Consider the following 18,965-nt stretch of genomic DNA (forward strand, 5'->3'; position numbering starts at 1 on the left):
TTCCCAATAAATCTTCCTTAAACTAAGTCATTTTTTCTCTCACCAGCAAACGCATTAGACATTAATTCCCTTTCCATCGTCACCCTTTTCCTCCTGATCGGGGCTTTTCGTTGTCCATGAGATGCGGACGCCGTTTCATCGCCCACCATGGTGCTCGAACAAAGGTATCTTGCAGCAATGCTCGAATTCGCATCGGAGCAATTGGACTCATGTACGGCACTCCAAAAGAACGCAGGCTTAGCAAGTGAATTAAGCCTGCATAAAGACCTACAGATACCCCAAAAAAACCAAGGCTCCCCGCCAAAATCATCAGCGGAAAGCGAGTGAGCCGAACTGCAAGACTTAAATCGTAATAAGGAATTGCGTAACTTGATACAGCGGTGATGCCAATGACGATCACCATCAAAGGGCTCACTAAACTTGCCTTAACCGCCGCATCCCCAATGATCAGCGCTCCAACGATCCCAATAGTCTGCCCAATCGGTTTTGGTAAACGAAGTCCGGCTTCTTGTAAGATCTCTAAAACAATGGTCATGATTAAGGCCTCTAAAAGAGCTGGGAAAGGCACTCCTTGACGCCCTGCCGATATGCTCATCAAAAGATCTGTTGGTATGATTTCCTGGTGAAACGTCGTGACCGCTATATAGGCGCTTGGTGCTGTGATAGCCACAAAGGCCCCGACATAACGAACAAAGCGAAAAAGAATGGCTGTCATAGCCCGTTGATAATAGTCCTCATTAACATTTAAAAACTGCGTTAATATCGCCGGCACCACTAAGACGATGGGAGTTCCGTCAAGCATGATGCCCACTTTCCCTTCCAGAAGCTTACCGGCTAAGACGTCTGGACGCTCTGTATAAGCAATTTGCGGGAAAGGTGAATAAGGAAAATCCTCAATCATCTCTTCGATATATCCAGTTTCTATCACCCCATCTAACTTGATTTTGCTCAATCTTTTTAAGACCTCAGAGACGATTTCCGGGCTTGCAATTTTATCGATATAAGTCACCACAAGGTCAGTTTTGGTTAAATCTCCAAGTTTCAAGGAGATCAACCGTAAGGATGGATGTTTGATCTTTCGCCGTAAAAGAGATGTATTGATTCGAAGCGTTTCCGTGAACCCTTCATGTGGGCCTTTGATCACCGACTCCGAAACCGGTTCATTGACGCCGGAATTTGCCCATCCTTTGGCACCAACAATAATTGCTTCTGTGCAATCCCCAAAAAAGATAACCGAATCACCGGATAAGATTGCATCAATTGCTTCTCCCATTTTGAAGATTTTCTTAATCTCCAGGCCGGGAATTAGGCTCTGGACTGTCATATCCACAGCATTTGCTACCGTCACTTTGGCCAATTCCGGATGCCCTACTAAATCCACCAGGAGGGGCTTTAGAACGAACTGATCAAGTTGGGTCTTGTTAACCATTCCGTCCACCGCACCAACCATACAGGAAATATGCTCTTTTCCTTGAAGGATGAACTCTCTGAACACAACATCGCTGCTCTTGGATAAGATTTCTTTCACAGCAGCTCCCGATATAGGCTTATTTAGGTCTTCGTCAAAAGAATAGGTCGGAGTCTTGCGTATCTGCCGTACCTTTGGGCGAATGGTAAGGTCTTTGATCATTTTCATCCAACTGGGCACGTTTCTCCCTCCTAACGTGCTTATTTTGTCCCACAACGAGTCGATTATTCGCGAGTCTCAGGGGCTCTCTTCTCTTCTCTGCAAAACGTTAAGCCAAACCCCTTCCCCCTAAGTGCCTATCCAAGCTACAGTGTCTGGGAATAAATAACAAAAAGACTGCAACCATACTTATCGTTCATAAGTCGGTTCCAGTCTCATCTTAGGTTAAAGACTACAGTGGTATCTTAAAATAAGTTATGGTAAAAACCCCAGTTAACAATGAAATTAACCAAGCCCAACGCGGTTCCTTATGATGTATTTGGAGCAGTATAAACATTCCAAAGTTAAAAAAAATTGAATAAGTCAAGTTCCAACCATTAAAATGGGCAAAAAGATGTACATGTAAGGCCCACCATTCAATGAATGAAAAGATAAACGTCCAAAAACAAATATATAGTAATTTTGTTAGAATATTTTTTTTTGGGAAATACGGTAAAAATAGCAAGCAAACGCACGGAAAGATTACTAAGGCCATTATGATATTTGCTAATGATGAAGGAATAATCGTCGTAAACTTCCAAAGGGGTTTCTGAATAGTCAGATAGCCATAAATTGTATTACCCAAAGCCCAAAACAAAATAGTAGGATAATACCGCTTCCATTGCCTCCAATCGCCCCAATACCAGGTAATTGCTATACAAATCATGGTAAGTAAAGTGTCTTCCATCTTAAACCTCCTTCGTTTGATAGATAACGAAGTTACGCAGATAGCCGCTTGTTTTTATACATTCGATCAAGGAAAACTATTGACAAGTACATGAAGAAAATAGTTACGGTTGAAAAAATAAAAAACCAACCTTCTTTTAAATAAATAATTTTTTGCAAATACGCAACGTAATTAACGGCGTAGATAGCTATGATCACCAAGGCTTTCCATTTCCATTTCAGCTTAAAAAAGTAGATTAACATCAAGGTAATTGACAAAAAACAATAATAGAGTGCTGCCATAATGTAAGGGCCTCTTATAGAATCCGGAAAAAAATTTCTAGTATAATTTTGATTTCCGGAGAGCATAAATCCCCAGAGTATGGTAACGACATCCAGAGAAAATAATCCTAGAAATATATTAAGGTAGTGATAAACCGGTTTGCTTCCTTTTAGAAGTTTAAAATAATACTTCTTAGCCGACCAAAAAAATATGAGCATCATCACTACAGTCATCCAAGTACGGTACCAATAATGTTCATAAATACCTAATGACAAAAACAGTTCTTCAATAAACCCGTAAACGCCGGCAAAGATAAAAACCCAATAATTTTTCAGATTTAACCCGGCTACTAATAACGCTGTTGCTGCGAGAGAGAACTGAGAAAATAGGTTGCCTGCAAGCGCATCATCAAAGGAGGAGGTTTGAATAATCATTGGGTAATAGTAATAAGCTCTAAGTATTATAAAGAGTATTGTCTCGAAGAAAAGCGTAACTCCAGTTAGGGTTAGATAAAATGCAACCATGAATTTAGGCCGGTCAGTCCTAATAAAAATAATTATTAATTCAATGACCATTAATACACCAAGTAAGATATACCAAATTGTATTGGACCAAAAAAAGTCCCTCATGACAGACATCTCATCTCCCAATCTTTTAAAGCACAGTTCCAGATCAACGAGCTAAATACTGGCCACTATTTACTAAAACAATATCTTTATTTTCGGGGAAAGAGGATTAATTTATACTAACAAATTAATCCTCTTTCCCTGCCTGAAAGGGGTACCGCCTCGTTTGTAGGATAAATTTAAATTAAAAGAAACGAACAGTGAGAAGGAATCTAATTTTATCCTTCTTTGTTCGCTTCTGATCAGAACCGCAGTTATTTCCTATCAAACTTACTGTTAACCTCGGCCAAGATAAACAAGTCGCAAGGTTTTTAAAATTCTCAAGTAATAATAAGCCTCTCTAAGTGTATGATCCGTTAATAGCGGGGAGAGCATGGATTTTGTCCGACAGGCTAAAAGAAGATCTGTGTTCGCGGCTTTAAATTCAGCGATGGCGCTAGTCGCCTGGATGTTCTCTTGTCTCAAACGTTCAAGGCCGGTAGCCGGTATCCCCTCTCCCTTCAGTTTTCGCTCTAATTTATCAAACCGATGAGCAAAATCTTGTGCTTTATGACTAAGCTCCTTTTCTGAGGGGTCCAGCAGATGGCTGATGATCTGGGCATGTTCTCCCATTATATTATCCCAAAACAACTTTTGTTCATACAACTCGACACGTGAATCAACAAACTGATTGTTTTGCAGCCGGCTTATAAGCTTTAAATAAAATAGGGCCTCCTTATGAATATGCATATATTGAGACGGGAAAAGATTTGTAAACAAACAGCATTTCGTCACTTGATCTAAAACCATGGCCTTGAACTCCGCAAAGGAGGTTGTTAAAGCCATCGTTTTCTGATTTAAGCTCTGAACGTGGGGAGTAATATCCTGGGGGATTGTCCCTGGATCAGGATTTAAACGCAACTCTTCTAGTGTTAAGGTACTATCAATACAGACCCCGGTCAATTCTTGGGTCTTCGACTCAGCTCCAAGTGTTTTATCCGTTACAAGTTCTCCTGAACGCAGCACGCTTTCTGATGCCGTGCAATCACTTAGCATTATGGCTTCCTTAAGAAGTTCATCGTACTGGCATTTAAACTGCTCTGCTTGCTGAGCATAAGTAACGTCTTTTGACAAAAATCCGACCTGCATAAAGATAGCATGTTCTCTCATAATTCGAGCCATAAACAGGTGTAAATCCAACGACTCCCTTACGAAATCCCCAACCATTGGTACACTGCTCGTATCAAACACCCCCTTCTTCCTTTTGCTCATTTTATTCCTAGATCAAGGATTATGTTCTCCTGAAAAAAGTATTAAGAAAACTTGGCCTGGCGACCGAAGACACTGTCTTTGCACTTGTTAGCCTCTGGCGTAGGCGGCTGCATAGTTGCTCTTCTTATGCTGCAGAAAGTATTAACGAAGTTATACTTTCTGACGGTACAAAAAAAGAGAGCAGAAAACTCTGCTCTCAAAAGGATACTAATAAATTACTTTTAGGGCAAAAAAGTGATTAGTCTTCCCATTTTTGTTCTGCTAAACGTTTGTAGGAATCATAACGAACTTTAGCATATTTCTCTGCCCCGGCAAAGAGTTCTTCGGCCGTTTCTGGGAAGGTATTTAACAAGGACGTATAGCGAACTTCGCCCATGATAAAGTCACGGAAAGGCAACGTAGGCTCTTTAGATTCAAGGCTGAATGGATTCTTTCCTTGTTCAGCTAAATCCGGATTAAAGCGATAGAGGTGCCAGTAGCCGGAATCCACAGCTTTTTTAGCTTCTTGAACGCTCTTAGTCATACTAGCTTTAAGCCCGTGATTAATACATGGAGCATAGGCGATAATCAAAGAAGGTCCTTTATAAGCTTCAGCTTCTTTAATGACCTTAATGGTTTGAGACATGTTCGCACCCAAAGCAATTTGGGCAACATAGACATAGCCATAACTCATAGCCATCATGCCTAAATCTTTCTTACGGATCTTCTTACCGGCCGCAGCAAATTTAGCAACAGCAGCACGCGGAGTTGATTTGGAAGACTGACCACCAGTATTGGAGTAAACTTCGGTGTCAAGAACGAGGATGTTGACATCGTCTCCCGATGCTAAGACATGGTCTAAGCCGCCGTAGCCGATATCATAAGCCCATCCGTCACCACCAACAATCCACTGGGATTTCTTAATGAGTTGATCTTTCTTACGCAAAATCTCTGCCAAGACTTTGTTATCTCCATTATAGCCTTCGAGAGATGCCAAGATCTTAGCTGTGGCAGCTTTAGAAGCATCTGCATCGTTCCAGCCTGCGAGCCATTCTTGGAAGGCTCCTTTTAGTTCAGGGCTAATTTCCATCTCGAGTGCTTGATTCATCAAATCAACGAGTTTTTCACGTTGTTGACGAACTCCCAAATACATTCCATAACCGAACTCTGCATTGTCCTCGAATAAGGAGTTAGCCCAGCTCGGTCCTTTTCCTTCTTGATTCGTGGTATACGGAACGGCAGGAGCACTTCCGCCCCAGATAGAGCTGCAACCTGTAGCATTGGAAATCATCATGCGATCACCAAAAAGTTGGGTGAGAAGTTTTACATAAGCAGTCTCTCCGCAACCTGGGCAGGCACCATTGAATTCTAGCAGCGGTTGGGCAAATTGACTGCCTTTAACTGTCGTCAGATCAAACAGCTTAGATTTATTTTGTAATGTTACTGCATATTCCCAGTTCGCAGCTTGTTGTTGCATTTGCTCAGCAGCAGGTTTCATAACTAAGGCTTTTTCTTTGGCTGGGCAAACTTCAGCGCAGTTTCCACACCCAGTGCAATCCAAAGTACTTACTTGAACACGGAATTGTAAACCAGCAGCTTCTTTACCGATGGCCTTCTTCCCGACAAAACCTTCAGGAGCATTTTTAGCTTCCTCTTCATTCATCAAGAAAGGACGAATTGCAGCATGTGGGCAAACATAGGAACATTGATTACATTGAATACAATTATTAATTTGCCATTCTGGGACGATAACACCAATACCGCGTTTTTCGGAAGCAGACGTTCCAACAGGGAAGGTTCCATCTTCACGGCCTAAGAAAGCGCTCACAGGAAGATTGTCTCCTTCTAACGCATTCATCGGGCGAAGAATATTTTTGACAAAGGCAGACTCATCGGCAGCAGCAGCAGCTTCTCCGTCTTGTGCATTTGCCCAAGATGCAGGAATCTCAACTTTAACGAGGGCTGAAACCCCTTGATCAATGGCGGCATTGTTCATGTCTACAATGTTTTGACCTTTTTTACCGTATGTTTTCAAAACAGAAGCTTTCAAATAATCGACAGCTTCTTCGACAGGAATAACATTGGCAAGTTTGAAGAAAGCAGCTTGCATTACCATATTAATACGGGAACCGAGACCAATTTTACGGGCAATTGAAACTGCATCAATGATATAGAAGTTGACTTCATTTCGGGCTAGGGCCTGTTTCATAGCTGCCGGAAGTTTCTCGTCTAACTCCTCAGGGGTCCACTGGCAGTTTAAGACAAAGTTTCCTTTTTTCTTTAAGCCCTTTAAGAGGTCATATTGATAAACATAAGTTTGATTATGACAGGCTATATAATTAGCACCCGTGACATAGTAAGGAGACTTAATTTGTTTCTTGCCAAAGCGGACGTGGGAAACGGTGATACCACCGGATTTCTTACTGTCATATTGGAAATATGCTTGGGCATAGAGCTTCGTATGGTCTCCGATGATTTTGATGGCTTGCTTATTAGCACCGACTGTGCCATCTGCGCCAAGGCCCCAGAATTTACAAGCAATGGTTCCTTCGGGGGCAGTATCGATAATTTCATCTTCGGGTAAGGACTTGAAGGTTACATCGTCGATAATACCAATGGTAAATCCGTTAACAGGCTCTTCTGCTTTAAGGTTTTTATAGACTGCCAAAACTTGGGAAGGAGTGGTATCTTTAGAGCCTAAACCATATCGGCCGCCCACGATGACTGGTTTTTGTTCATGATTGTAAAAGACTTCTTTAATATCTAAGTACAGAGGCTCTCCCAAAGAACCAGGTTCTTTCGTTCTTTCAAGAACTGCAATTTTTTTAACAGTTTTCGGCAATACGTTAAAGAAATATTTACTGGAGAAAGGATTGAATAGATGAACTTTAATAACCCCAACTTTTTCCCCTTTAGCCGTGAGATAGTCAACGGTTTCTTCAACCGTGTCACAGATCGAACCCATGGCAACAATAACGTACTCAGCATCTTCAGCGCCATAGTATTGGAATGGGTGATATTCCCGACCCGTAAGTTTCTTATACTCTTGCATATAATGTTCAACAATGTCGGGAACTGCATCATAGAAACGATTTGATGCTTCACGGCCTTGGAAGTAAACATCCGGATTTTGGGCTGTTCCGCGCAGAACAGGATGTTCCGGGTTCAAGGCTTGGTCACGGAATGCTTGAACTGCATCCATATCTATTAATTGGCCAACTTCCTCATATTCCGGAATTTCGATTTTTTGAATTTCATGGGAAGTACGGAAGCCATCAAAAAAATGAACAAAAGGAACTCTGGCTTTAACTGTCGCTAAATGAGCGATGAAGCCTAAATCTAAAGCTTCTTGCACGTTATGTGAAGAAAGCTGAGCGAATCCGGTTGCACGAACAGACATAACGTCCTGATGGTCTCCAAAAATAGAGAGCGCATGGGTTGCCAAAGCGCGGGCACTTACGTGAAATACGCATGGAAGCAGCTCACCGGCAATCTTATACATGTTAGGAATCATCAAAAGTAAGCCTTGTGAAGCTGTGTACGTGGTGGTTAATGCTCCTGCCTGGAGGGAACCGTGTACTGCACCTGCAGCACCTGCTTCGGATTGCATCTCCACGACCTTAACAGTTTGCCCATAAATGTTCTTCCTTCCATGAGCAGCCCATTCATCGACCAACTCGGCCATTGTCGAAGAGGGGGTGATGGGAAAGATAGTTGCGACTTCAGTAAATGCATACGAAGCATGAGCCGCGGCTTCATTTCCATCCATGGTTTTCATTTTAGCCATTTTTTGTAGCCTCCTAATCATGTGATTAATTTAATTTTCGACCACTGTGAGGGATTTCCCTCGTTCTATTTCCCTCAAATGTTCAGAAAATGAAATATTAGTATTTGAGGAAGAAATAGAATTTTCATAAAACTAGTGTAAAAACAGACTTAGGGAACTACTTCGCATTTAAGTCGAATAGTTCCCCTTTAAACGTTTTAAGTATACCTCCGAGATGTTTTAGTCGTCAAGAATAAATTATAAAAAAACCTAAACTTTTTACATTAGATTCCTAGGAACTGTAATATTGATAATGTTAATACTCCAGGAAACCCTAAAAGACCTACAATTATTATGGTAAAGAAATTAATAGGAATAGAAAAACCTAAAATACTTAAGAGAAAATTCAATAACCAAAGTCCGACAATTCCGCCAAGACTATGAATTATGACTTTTAAGACGATATTGGGTTTTCCTAAGGTAGAGCGAACCACTAATCCAATAAGTAAAATAAACAGGGCAAGAAAGACCAGAGTCATACATTTTCCTCCTCGTCTGGTGCTAGTCCATAGATATGCACTTACCAACCAAAGAAGAACACTCTTCCGGTCCAAGCTATAAAAAACCTATAGTTTTAAATTTCTCATTTCAAATACTATTTTCCAGAAGGGTCACAAACCTTTAACGAAGGGGTTTCCTTTAAATAAAACTATAAAAACCGTGCTCCCATAATTGTAGTTAGAGAGCGCGGTTTTTATTTTTAGCATTCACATAATGAAAGTTTTAGAAGTGATTCTTTTCATACCTCAGGCTTTGCCATTCATAAGTTAAAGGTCTTAAAGCTGGCGGCGCCCTTCTAAAGCTCGTGCAATAGTCACTTCATCAGCGTATTCAAGATCCCCACCCACAGGTAAGCCATGAGCAATCCGAGTTACCTTAATGCCCAACGGTTTTAAAAGTCGTGCCAAATATAAAGCCGTGGCCTCACCTTCGACGGTTGGATTTAAGGCCATGACTACCTCTTGAACACCTTCTAAGCGTTTCAAGAGTAAATTAATCGTCAATTGCTCCGGTCCAATTCCCTCCATTGGAGAAAGTACACCATGCAAAACATGATATCGGCCTTTGAATTCTTTAGTTTTTTCAAGCGACACCACATCTCTAGGGTGTTCTACAACGCAAAGCTCGGAAGGATCTCTTTGTGAGTTTTGACAAAGTGCGCATGGATCTTGGTCCGTAAAGTTCGAGCAAATTGAACATTTCTTAATATTATGATTTGCCTCAATAATTGCCTGCGCTAAATCTTCAGAAACTCGCGGTTGTTGAAGCAGATAAAATGCTAACCTTCCCGCCGTCTTGGGACCGATACCCGGTAAGCGAGCTAAACAACTAATAAGGTCCGCCAAAGGCTGGGGGTAATTTAAAAAATCCATAAATCACCTAGAACAGGCCGGGGATCTTTAACCCACCGGTTAGTTTGCCCATTTCATTGTTAGCCATTTCCTGAGCTTTTCTTATACCTTCATTCACTGCGGCCTTAATCAGGTCTTCCAGCATTTCAACATCTTCAGGATCGATGGCTTCAGGGTTAATTTTCATTTCGACTAATTCCATCTTTCCGCTCACAACGACCTGAACCATTCCTCCGCCAGAAGAAGCATCGACCGTTTTGTTTTGAAGTTCTTCTTGTGCTCTGGCCATGTCTTCTTGAAGTTTTTGGGCTTGTTTAATCATCTGATTCATATTTCCACCCATACCGCCGCCCATACCTTTAAAACCTGCCATATTAACACATCCTATCTTACTTTATTTACGATTAAAACTATCTGAACTCTTAGTCTCGTACCGTCACAAGATCCGCACCAAATATATCCTTGGTTTTATCGATAAGTTCTTGTTCCTGAAGCTTCTGATCTTGAAGTTTCGAAGTTTCCCTGGTTTTAAATTCGCCTTCCATTAGATTCACTAAACTAAGAGGTATTCCAAAAAGTTGTTGCAGTACATCCTCAATTGTTTGGCGATTTTCGTTTTGATTGACTTTATCCTTATGAAAGGAGCAGCCTTCACGAAAAACAATCGTTAAAGAAGTGCCCTCGATTCGGACAGGTTTTCCTTCCAACAAGAAAGCCTGAGTAGATTTCTTGCGTCGTTTAACTTGTTCTAAAACATCGTTCCATTGTCCTTGAATTTCCTCAAGTGTCAGGGGGTGCTGCTTCTCAGTGCCGATTTCTGCCGTCGTTGTTCTTGGTTTAACCTCTGAAGCAGGGCTTTTCTGTGACTCAGAAGTCACTTGGGCAACTTGGCCTGATGAAGGAATACTCTTTGTTCTAGCTGATGAAAGAAGATCCTTACTTCCTATACGGATGCTTAGCAGTTCTTGTTCCAACAACGTTAAGCGTTTTAAAATTTCTTCTTGTCCGCTGCTGACGTTTTGACCTTCATGGATTGTCTGAACAATTAAAAGTTCAGCTGCCAGCCGAGCATTTGAGGCATATTTCAGTTGTCCTTCACCTTGCATAAGAATCGAAATCCAATGCAATAGGCGAGATATTGAAATTTGCTCGCTTTGTCTGATTAATTGCTTTTGTACCTCAGGTGCTACTAAGGGTGGTTCAGCTATGGTCAAATTCAAAAGCATCTGGCGAAGATAATCTAAAAGCTCTCGGATAATTTGACGGGGATCACGACCTTGCTGAATTCCTTCGGTCAAAGTCGCCAAGCTCTTTCCATAATCCGAGGTAAGTAACCCTTCTACCAATTGCGAGCTAAAGGTTTCGCCAACCATCCCCAGTACCTGATAGACTTCTTTTACCCCTATCGGATCGTTCTGGAGAAGGCATTGATCTAAGATACTCAAGGCATCACGAAGCCCTCCTTCAGATTTTTGGGCAATCACCGCCAAGGCACTTGGCTCAACCTGTCGTTCCAATGATTCACAGACTAAGCTCAGTCGATTGCCGATATCCTCAACGGAAATTCGATGAAATTCAAAGCGCTGAACACGTGAAAGAATTGTCAGGGGTATTTTTTGCACTTCAGTCGTCGCCAAGATGAAGACCACTTGCGGCGGCGGCTCTTCCAAGGTCTTTAACAACGCATTAAAGGCCTCTGTCGTTAACATATGAACCTCATCAATAATATAAACTTTATACTTCCCTTTAGTTGAGCTTAATTTTATATTCTCCCGCAAATCTCGAATTTCATCAATGCCACGGTTCGAAGCTGCATCAATTTCAAACACCTCAATGGCCGAACCATGATCAATACTTACACAGGAAGAACACTGATTACAAGGTTCTATTCCATCCAGCTGCTCACAATTTAAGGCTTTGGCCAGAATTTTTGCGGCCGTCGTTTTACCTGTCCCTCTGGGACCGCTAAATAAGTAGGCATGAGCTATTTTCTTTTGCTTAAGGGCGTTCATTAATGTTTGCGTAATATGTTCTTGCCCTACGATATCTCTAAAGGTCTTAGGTCTCCATTCACGGTACAGTGCCAAATAAGCCATACTATCACCCTCGATAACTAGAGTGTACCATATATAAAGAAGGACCTTCCAGAAAGTATTTAATGATATTATACTTTCTGGCAAGTACCAAAAAAGATGGTACCATGACCACCTTTATCTTTATAATAATAGCCGTACACCCTAGATTGAACCAACGCCTCCGAACGTTACCCTGGCCGAGCAGCTCGATTCAGGCAACCTTACGGCACACAAAACGCTCTCCTTAGTGCTGCTTCCGTCAAGACCTGACACGGTTCGGAGTGTTCTGTTGCGTAAGACCAAAATCTCATCACCGTCTACCAAAGACAGCTTCACAGGCGAGGACCTTTCGCGGGAATTCCACCTTGCTGGAGCGGACTGCAAGTTACAAGGAACCGCTACCTCCCCGTCTAGTACGGCTAAATCAATTATAGCAAAATAAAAAGCCCAAGTCGAATACTTTGGCTGAAATCTCATATGGCGGAGAGAGAGGGATTTGAACCCTCGACACCGGTTGCCCAATGTACCCGCTTTCCAGGCGGGCGCCTTCGACCACTCAGCCACCTCTCCAGTGCTCTCTAACTTCGAAAAACTATTTAATTTCAACAAATTTAGTGAACAAAAAGAATTATATCGTATAGTGACAAGCGAGTCAATAGTTAAGTTCTGTAAATAACTGTAATTTTTAAAATTATTGTTTGATATGTCACTATTTTAGCAAGTTTAATCGCTTTTTTGTATATTTTCCGGAGAAATATCGTAGAGTAAACTGTAATACGTTTTGGAGGAACACATGAATATTAAACCACTTAAAGAACTGAAATTATATGGCTTAATAATCTGACGAAAACTCTAAGTTTTAATATGTACGACATTTGCTATGCCAAGACACCTGAGCACCGCCAAGCCTATATTGACTACATTGACGAAGAGTACAATTCCGACCGTTTAGAAAGAATCCTTTCCGATGTCGCTAACATCATTGGTGCACATATTCTCAACACTGCCAAACAGGATTATGACCCTCAAAGTGCCAGCGTCACTATGCTAGTTTCCGACGGTCAAGAAGAAGAACTTCGCTCACTTCAAGACCCCCTTGTGGCATCCGCATCAATTGTTGTTGCCCATCTCGATAAAAGTCACATTACAGTTCATACCTATCCGGAAAGTCATCCGAATAAAGGGATCAGCACGTTCCGAGCCGACATCGACGTCTCGACCTGCGGAAAAATCTCTCCTTTGGCTGCTTTAAACTATCTGGTAACAAGTTTTTCTTCGGACATTGCCATTATCGATTACCGTGTTCGGGGCTTTACCCGAGATCTTGACGGCAGAAAATTTTATATCGATCACAAAATCAATTCCATCCAGAATTATCTTTCTAAAGAAATTAAGGACCTGTACCAAATGATCGATGTCAATGTCTATCAAGAAAATATATTTCATACCAAGCTGATTTTAAAGGATTTCGACTTAGACAACTATTTATTTGGAACAGCTAAAAAAGAGCTTCTTCCCAGTGAAAAGAAAAAGATTAAGCAACGCCTGACCAAAGAGATGGCAGAGATCTTTCATGGCAGAAATATCCCCAAAGTGTAAACTAAGGTAATGTAATCTCTGCAGTGCTGAGGTTAATTAAAAAGTCTGCTCACTAAATCCCAAAAATAAAATCGCACTTTAGGTGAACTTATTGTTGGATTAGTGGTCTTAGTTTCTGCAAGATCCATTGACCTATTTATTCCTAAATTCTCTCCAGTTTGTTCTGATCTTTGTTGGACAGGATAAACTGGAGCCGTATTATCAATAGGTATTCCTGGTTTTCCATCGACTTGAACGGCTGTGGAGTGCTCTATGTCAATAAAACAAAGCGGCGGGAATAACACACACCACCAATTTGATCCTTTCCCCTCTCCGATTACAACTCTTAATGCCTCATAATCGCCAGCAGGCAGTATTAATGTTCCATAGGATTTCGTAGGAAAGCTAAAATGTCCGTATTCCGTATGAACTGTGTAGTCTTTCCCCCAAGCTTTAACTACTGCACGTCCGATATCCTCCATCTCAAAGCGGACGCTTTGCAGAATTTGGCGAGATTCTTCTAAAGAATGTGAAGCCGCCAGCTTGGGAGAAACTTCTTTTAAAATTGCATCCCGGACAGCCCTCTTTAAAGCCTGGTCCTGATCGCTGTCCGAATTGGCCAAGACATGGAACCGAATCAATTGATTCGATGGAAGTGATTGTGTTCCTTCATCATTATAGGCCTCATTGATAGGAATTGTATTGGGCTTAGATCCGCTGCTTTTCCAGATCATACCTTTGTTGACTCCAGTAATTAGTACTCCCATCATACAAACGATTAATGATATAGTAATTAGTTTTGTTCTTATTTTCTCAAATGAAAAATTCAGTATTTTTATGCTCACTTAAAACTCCTCTTTCCTGGGCATATCTCCTAAAGTTCTTTTTGAAGGGTTCTTAAGTACAGTCTGCCCAGAATGTGAAGTTTTAAGCAATGCTAATAAGAAACTATAGCTGGAGTTTAAGTTAGATCTTTACGAAAACCTTCATGCGCAATAATCATCCCGGAAAGTATAATTATAAGTTGGACTTTGACTATACAAAAAGACTTCGTATATATAAACCATACGAAGTCTTTCTACCCATTACGAATATGTCTTGAAATAAGTAAATTTTAAAAAAGATTAGGCGCTAAATCTCTTTAACATTTTGATCATTTGGACGTGCATCCCTTCATGATACATTGAGAATGTTAAAAATTCCCGGACTGTTTTCAAGGTTAAGCCAGAGGGCATAGTCCATGGTTTGGCAAGAACCTCATCTAAACGACTACTGAACGTTTCTTGGATACGGTTTGTTTGGTCTTCTAATAATTGAGTAAGTTCTGTCAAGGTTGGCGGCTGGGTTTTCCAATCACTTGGCTTCGTGTCCTTACCAAACAACTCCATGAACCCCTCAGGAAGCTGCATTGGAATTTCTGTAAAGCCAAAGGCAAATCGCTCTTGAACTAAATAAACATGACCAAGATTCCAGCGAATATTGTTATTGAAGCCTATAGGTATATTGTCCGCTTGACTTTCACCGAGGTCCTTAATGGCAGTCGTCGTGTTGCCGCGTACAACTCTGAGTTGGTCAAATAAATAGTCACTCACTGTTATCACCCTCCATAATCATTATATCAAATAGTTCACTAGTCTCAAAATAACAAAAGCAATATATTTTAAGGGTAAAGAAAATGCCTTCACGTTAAACGTGAAGACATCAGCGATTATGTAATGGCGGAGGAGGTGGGATTCGAACCCACGGACGGCTTACACCGTCAAACGATTTCGAGTCGCTCTCGTTATGACCACTTCGATACTCCTCCATATATAATTGATAAACTAAGATGGAAACTTGTTCTCATCTTAGAGTCAGAAAACTCAATTTCAGCGTAATTTTTTAAAAAAACGTTTTAGGATATCCGTGCATTCTTCTTCTAAAACACCAGCTAGGATCTCAACTCTGTGATTCCATAGAGTATAATCAAGAACATTCAGGACGGAACCTGTGGCTCCACCTTTCAAATCCATTGTTCCATAGACAAGGCGTTTTAAGCGTGCCTGGACGATTGCGCCTGCACACATTGGACAGGGTTCTAAAGTGACATATAATGTAGCTTCTGATAATCTCCAACTTCCCAGAGTTTCTGCAGCACGTTGTATTGCTAGAATCTCTGCGTGGGCGGTTGGATCATTTCGTTGTTCCTTCTCGTTATGAGCTTCTGCAATGACTTTATCGTTATGCACGATAACCGCTCCAATGGGAGCTTCTCCTTGTTCAAAGGCCAGTTGAGCTTGCAAAAGCGCCATACGCATCCAATCTTGATGAAGCATTTTTACCTCTAATTGGTGACCCCGGGAGGAGTCGAACCTCCGCAAGACAGGGTTTAGGAAACCCCCGCTCTATCCACTGAGCTACGAGGCCTCAGTAATTGATCCATCCAGTGACTAAATGTGCGATATTCGAACCTCGAGTATCGCACATAAAACATCATTAAGTGGTGCGCTCGGAGGGATTCGAACCCCCGACATCCTGATTCGAAGTCAGACGCTCTATCCAGCTGAACTACGAGCGCAAAATTAACTCAACACGATTTAACTCATTCCTAGCGAATCATCTATTCTACATCGAGCTTCGAACATCGATATGGCGGAGGGGGTGGGATTCGAACCCACGGACCCCTCACGAAGTCACCGGTTTTCAAGACCGGCTCCTTAAACCGCTCGGACACCCCTCCATATAGACGACCAGTACAAAGGATACCATAAAAATTAATGAAAGGCAACTAAAATATAATGGAAATTTATGTATCAACCAATATATTCCACGCCCATATAGGGTTGCAAAGCTTTTGGGATACGTACCCGGCCATCCACATCTTGATAATTTTCCATAATAGCGGCTACTGTACGCCCGATCGCTAGACCACTGCCATTTAAAGTATGAACATACTCGGGTTTTTCCTTTGGTCCTCTGCGGAATCGGATATTTGCTCGTCTTGCCTGAAAATCTTCAAAGTTGCTGCACGACGAAATTTCCCGGTAGGTATTAAAGCTCGGCAGCCATACTTCCAAATCGTAAGTTTTGGCTGAGGTAAAGCCAAGATCTCCCGTCGATAGCGCCATCACCCGATAGGGCAATTCCAGGTCTTGGAGGATACTTTCCGCATCTTGTGTTAACAATTCAAGTTCTTCATAGGAATTCTCTGGAAGCGAAAATTTAACAAGCTCCACTTTATTAAATTGGTGCTGGCGGATAAGCCCTCGGGTATCTCGTCCTGCCGAACCTGCTTCAGAGCGAAAACAAGCGCTGTAAGCACAGTGTCGAATAGGCAGTTGCTGACCATCTAAGATTTCATCCCGGTAGAGATTTGTTACAGGTACTTCAGCCGTAGGAATCAGAAAATAATCCGTACCCATCACTTTAAAGGCATCGTCTTCAAATTTAGGAAGCTGACCTGTCCCAAACATAGAAGCGCGACTTACCATATACGGCGGGAGAATCTCAGTGTACCCCTTAACCGTATGATGATCAAGCATAAAAGAGATCAGGGAACGTTCTAACTTAGCACCTAGTCCTTTGTAGAAGGTAAAACGTGCTCCCGTAACCTTTCCGGCCCGTACAAAATCGAAGATATCCAATTTTTCTCCAAGCTCATAATGGGCTTTTGGTTGAAAATCAAAGGTTCGGGGAGTTCCCCAAACTCTTACTTGGACATTCGCATTCTCGTCCAAACCAACCGGTACTGAAGTATGAGGAATATTGGGTATTTCGTAGAGAACCTTTTCCATCTCCTGTACAATTTCAGAAGATTGTTGTTCTAAATTCTTTACGTTTTGACCAACTTCCCGCATTTCTAAAACAAGGGCTTCAGCATCTTCCCCGTTTTTCTTTAGACGGCCTACTTCTTCAGAGACAGCATTACGTCGAGCCTTGAGAGTCTCAATTTCAAAGAGCAGGCGACGCCTCTCCTCTTCTTGCTGCAAAAAATGGTCCAAGCTAATGTCAACATGACGTTTCTGCAAGGCTTCTTTGACTAATTCAGGGTTGCTGCGAACAAACTTCAGATCTAACATACTAAACCCTCCCATACCAAGAACGCTTTTACTTTACCCAATGTTCATCGATCATACCTAGAAAGTATTGATGGACCCTGTAATCCGGAGTAAGCTCAGGATGAAAGGCACTCGCCAATAAATTTCCTTGCCGGGCAAAGACAATTTTACCGTCAAACTCAGCTAAAATACCGACATTAGGAGCAACTTCCCTGAGGTAAGGTGCCCTAATGAAGACGGCGCGCAAAGGATGGGAACCCATAGCCGGTACCTGTAGATCCGTTTCAAAACTAGCCACTTGTCTGCCAAAGGCATTGCGTTCCACCGTCGTATCCATCAAATTTAAGCTATATTGATCACTGTCTATGATCGTTTTACTGAGCAGAATCATACCGGCACAAGTCCCGAAAATGGGAAAATCTTTAGTGCCTAGCTCCTTAATTTTTTCACCGAGATCATTAACCTGCAGGAGTTTTCCAATAGTCGTGCTCTCACCACCAGGTATGATCAGACCATAGATTCCCTCTAGGTCGCTCGTTTTACGTACTTCAACAACATCGCAACCTAATTGATCCAAAACCTGTCGGTGCTCACGAAAAGCTCCCTGTAATGCTAAAACCCCGACACGTTTTTTCATGTTTACCAACCCCGATCTTGCATACGCTGAGCATCTGTCAGGGTTGAAATTTCAATACCTGACATTGGTTGTCCAAGATCTTTGGACACTTCAGCCAAAATTTTAGGATCATTATAATGAGTCGTGGCTAAAACAATGGCTTTGGCCCGTGCTTTAGGATTTCCCGATTTGAAAATTCCGGAACCAACAAAAATTCCATCAACACCAAGCTGCATCATAAGAGCAGCATCTGCCGGAGTTGCTATGCCACCTGCTGCAAAGTTTACAACAGGCAATTTTCCTTGTTCTGCCACATAAAGTACTAGCTCATAGGGGGCACCCATATTTTTAGCAGCTGTCATCAGTTCTTCTTTCGGCATCATGGTTAAGGCACGAATATCACTCATAACAGTTCTCATATGTCTTACAGCTTCAACAACATTACCAGTTCCTGGCTCCCCTTTAGTACGAATCATGGCCGCACCTTCACCAATTCTACGTAATGCTTCACCAAGATTGCGGCAGCCACAAACAAAAGGAACTTTAAAATCATGCTTATTTATATGAAAAGCATCATCAGCCGGTGTCAATACTTCCGATTCATCAATATAATCAACACCTAATGATTCTAAGACTTGAGCTTCAACAAAATGCCCAATTCTTGCTTTAGCCATGACTGGGATGGAAACCACGCCCATAATGCTCTGAATAATTGTAGGGTCAGCCATCCGTGCGACCCCACCTTCCGCTCGAATATCTGAAGGAACACGTTCTAAAGCCATGACTGCACATGCTCCAGCTTCCTCTGCAATTATTGCTTGTTCAGGAGTCGTCACATCCATAATGACGCCACCTTTCAACATCTCAGCCAGCCCTGTTTTAACTTTCAATGATCCGATTTCTGTCATTTCTATTTCCCCCTAATTTTATTGTGTAACGATAACTTCGTCGAAAACACTACACTAGGATTAATTTCAGACATGGTAACACCTAGCGTAAACTTTGTCAAT

Annotated in this window: 16 protein-coding genes, 5 tRNA genes and 1 other RNA gene; 1 reads left to right on the top strand and 21 read right to left on the bottom strand. The window is 41.8% G+C overall.

Annotated elements, in window-relative coordinates:
* Positions 1–79: 79 nt before the first annotated feature.
* From VZF35_RS14860 to VZF35_RS14910, 11 genes are all read right to left on the bottom strand, one after another.
* Positions 80–1,648: a spore germination protein gene (locus tag VZF35_RS14860; protein WP_407305977.1), complete on the bottom strand. Its 1,569-nt coding sequence runs from the start codon at positions 1,646–1,648 to the stop codon at positions 80–82.
* A gap of 211 nt (positions 1,649–1,859) precedes the next feature.
* On the bottom strand, positions 1,860–2,354 hold the full coding sequence (locus VZF35_RS14865; RefSeq protein ID WP_407305979.1) for a CBO0543 family protein: 495 nt from the start codon (positions 2,352–2,354) through the stop codon (positions 1,860–1,862).
* 32 nt (positions 2,355–2,386) lie between these two features.
* Complete coding sequence (locus VZF35_RS14870; protein ID WP_407305982.1) at positions 2,387–3,049, bottom strand: hypothetical protein; 663 nt, start codon at positions 3,047–3,049, stop codon at positions 2,387–2,389.
* A 468-nt stretch (positions 3,050–3,517) separates the two neighbouring features.
* On the bottom strand, positions 3,518–4,492 hold the full coding sequence (locus tag VZF35_RS14875) for a DUF2935 domain-containing protein (RefSeq protein WP_407305985.1): 975 nt from the start codon (positions 4,490–4,492) through the stop codon (positions 3,518–3,520).
* A gap of 238 nt (positions 4,493–4,730) precedes the next feature.
* The gene (gene nifJ / locus VZF35_RS14880; protein ID WP_407305988.1) at positions 4,731–8,258 is read right to left on the bottom strand and encodes a pyruvate:ferredoxin (flavodoxin) oxidoreductase; all 3,528 of its coding nucleotides are present in this window, start codon (positions 8,256–8,258) and stop codon (positions 4,731–4,733) included.
* A gap of 263 nt (positions 8,259–8,521) precedes the next feature.
* Positions 8,522–8,776: a pro-sigmaK processing inhibitor BofA family protein gene (locus tag VZF35_RS14885; protein WP_407305991.1), complete on the bottom strand. Its 255-nt coding sequence runs from the start codon at positions 8,774–8,776 to the stop codon at positions 8,522–8,524.
* Positions 8,777–9,073: 297 nt separating this feature from the next.
* The gene (recR, locus tag VZF35_RS14890; RefSeq protein ID WP_407305994.1) at positions 9,074–9,670 is read right to left on the bottom strand and encodes a recombination mediator RecR; all 597 of its coding nucleotides are present in this window, start codon (positions 9,668–9,670) and stop codon (positions 9,074–9,076) included.
* 7 nt (positions 9,671–9,677) lie between these two features.
* A complete protein-coding gene (locus VZF35_RS14895) occupies positions 9,678–10,022 on the bottom strand; it encodes a YbaB/EbfC family nucleoid-associated protein (protein WP_407305996.1) in 345 nt (114 codons plus the stop codon).
* Between the two features lie 49 nt (positions 10,023–10,071).
* Positions 10,072–11,745, bottom strand: coding sequence for a DNA polymerase III subunit gamma/tau (gene dnaX, locus VZF35_RS14900; protein ID WP_407305999.1), 1,674 nt, complete (start codon positions 11,743–11,745; stop codon positions 10,072–10,074).
* A 132-nt stretch (positions 11,746–11,877) separates the two neighbouring features.
* Positions 11,878–12,143, bottom strand: an RNA gene (gene ffs / locus VZF35_RS14905) — signal recognition particle sRNA large type.
* A 59-nt stretch (positions 12,144–12,202) separates the two neighbouring features.
* Positions 12,203–12,294: transfer RNA gene (locus VZF35_RS14910), tRNA-Ser, on the bottom strand.
* Between the two features lie 294 nt (positions 12,295–12,588).
* Here VZF35_RS14910 and speD point away from each other — a divergent pair.
* Positions 12,589–13,323 (top strand): adenosylmethionine decarboxylase, encoded by a 735-nt coding sequence (gene speD, locus VZF35_RS14915; RefSeq protein ID WP_407306002.1) that lies wholly within the window; start codon positions 12,589–12,591, stop codon positions 13,321–13,323.
* 32 nt (positions 13,324–13,355) lie between these two features.
* Here speD and spoIIR read toward each other — a convergent pair whose 3' ends face one another.
* The 10 genes from spoIIR to pdxS form a co-directional block, all read right to left on the bottom strand.
* Positions 13,356–14,072 carry a stage II sporulation protein R gene (gene spoIIR / locus VZF35_RS14920; RefSeq protein WP_407306005.1) on the bottom strand — a complete coding sequence of 239 codons (717 nt, stop codon included), beginning with the start codon at positions 14,070–14,072 and terminating at the stop codon, positions 13,356–13,358.
* A 354-nt stretch (positions 14,073–14,426) separates the two neighbouring features.
* Positions 14,427–14,894: a DinB family protein gene (locus VZF35_RS14925; RefSeq protein WP_407306008.1), complete on the bottom strand. Its 468-nt coding sequence runs from the start codon at positions 14,892–14,894 to the stop codon at positions 14,427–14,429.
* 124 nt (positions 14,895–15,018) lie between these two features.
* Positions 15,019–15,109, bottom strand: a tRNA-Ser gene (locus tag VZF35_RS14930).
* A gap of 61 nt (positions 15,110–15,170) precedes the next feature.
* Positions 15,171–15,617, bottom strand: a complete 447-nt coding sequence (tadA, locus tag VZF35_RS14935; RefSeq protein ID WP_407306011.1) for a tRNA adenosine(34) deaminase TadA — start codon at positions 15,615–15,617, stop codon at positions 15,171–15,173.
* A 13-nt stretch (positions 15,618–15,630) separates the two neighbouring features.
* Positions 15,631–15,708, bottom strand: a tRNA-Arg gene (locus tag VZF35_RS14940).
* A gap of 74 nt (positions 15,709–15,782) precedes the next feature.
* Positions 15,783–15,859 (bottom strand) — tRNA-Arg (locus VZF35_RS14945).
* Between the two features lie 72 nt (positions 15,860–15,931).
* Positions 15,932–16,021, bottom strand: a tRNA-Ser gene (locus tag VZF35_RS14950).
* Positions 16,022–16,094: 73 nt separating this feature from the next.
* Complete coding sequence (gene serS / locus VZF35_RS14955; protein ID WP_407306014.1) at positions 16,095–17,360, bottom strand: serine--tRNA ligase; 1,266 nt, start codon at positions 17,358–17,360, stop codon at positions 16,095–16,097.
* Positions 17,361–17,388: 28 nt separating this feature from the next.
* The gene (gene pdxT, locus VZF35_RS14960) at positions 17,389–17,976 is read right to left on the bottom strand and encodes a pyridoxal 5'-phosphate synthase glutaminase subunit PdxT (protein WP_407306016.1); all 588 of its coding nucleotides are present in this window, start codon (positions 17,974–17,976) and stop codon (positions 17,389–17,391) included.
* Positions 17,977–17,978: 2 nt separating this feature from the next.
* Positions 17,979–18,863, bottom strand: a complete 885-nt coding sequence (gene pdxS / locus VZF35_RS14965; RefSeq protein ID WP_407306019.1) for a pyridoxal 5'-phosphate synthase lyase subunit PdxS — start codon at positions 18,861–18,863, stop codon at positions 17,979–17,981.
* Positions 18,864–18,965 lie beyond the last annotated feature (102 nt).

The organism is Desulfosporosinus paludis, assembly GCF_045689965.1.
Classification (GTDB): domain Bacteria; phylum Bacillota; class Desulfitobacteriia; order Desulfitobacteriales; family Desulfitobacteriaceae; genus Desulfosporosinus; species Desulfosporosinus paludis.

Excerpts from the sequence above, each read along its gene's own strand:
- VZF35_RS14865 (WP_407305979.1), bottom strand. The coding sequence starts at position 2,354 with ATGGAAGACACTTTACTTACCATGATTTGTATAGCAATTACCTGGTAT.
- VZF35_RS14870 (WP_407305982.1), bottom strand. The coding sequence starts at position 3,049 with ATGATTATTCAAACCTCCTCCTTTGATGATGCGCTTGCAGGCAACCTA.
- VZF35_RS14875 (WP_407305985.1), bottom strand. The coding sequence starts at position 4,492 with ATGAGCAAAAGGAAGAAGGGGGTGTTTGATACGAGCAGTGTACCAATG.
- nifJ (WP_407305988.1), bottom strand. The coding sequence starts at position 8,258 with ATGGCTAAAATGAAAACCATGGATGGAAATGAAGCCGCGGCTCATGCT.
- VZF35_RS14885 (WP_407305991.1), bottom strand. The coding sequence starts at position 8,776 with ATGACTCTGGTCTTTCTTGCCCTGTTTATTTTACTTATTGGATTAGTG.
- recR (WP_407305994.1), bottom strand. The coding sequence starts at position 9,670 with ATGGATTTTTTAAATTACCCCCAGCCTTTGGCGGACCTTATTAGTTGT.
- VZF35_RS14895 (WP_407305996.1), bottom strand. The coding sequence starts at position 10,022 with ATGGCAGGTTTTAAAGGTATGGGCGGCGGTATGGGTGGAAATATGAAT.
- dnaX (WP_407305999.1), bottom strand. The coding sequence starts at position 11,745 with ATGGCTTATTTGGCACTGTACCGTGAATGGAGACCTAAGACCTTTAGA.
- speD (WP_407306002.1), top strand. The coding sequence starts at position 12,589 with ATGTACGACATTTGCTATGCCAAGACACCTGAGCACCGCCAAGCCTAT.
- spoIIR (WP_407306005.1), bottom strand. The coding sequence starts at position 14,072 with ATGATGGGAGTACTAATTACTGGAGTCAACAAAGGTATGATCTGGAAA.
- tadA (WP_407306011.1), bottom strand. The coding sequence starts at position 15,617 with ATGCTTCATCAAGATTGGATGCGTATGGCGCTTTTGCAAGCTCAACTG.
- serS (WP_407306014.1), bottom strand. The coding sequence starts at position 17,360 with ATGTTAGATCTGAAGTTTGTTCGCAGCAACCCTGAATTAGTCAAAGAA.
- pdxT (WP_407306016.1), bottom strand. The coding sequence starts at position 17,976 with ATGAAAAAACGTGTCGGGGTTTTAGCATTACAGGGAGCTTTTCGTGAG.
- pdxS (WP_407306019.1), bottom strand. The coding sequence starts at position 18,863 with ATGACAGAAATCGGATCATTGAAAGTTAAAACAGGGCTGGCTGAGATG.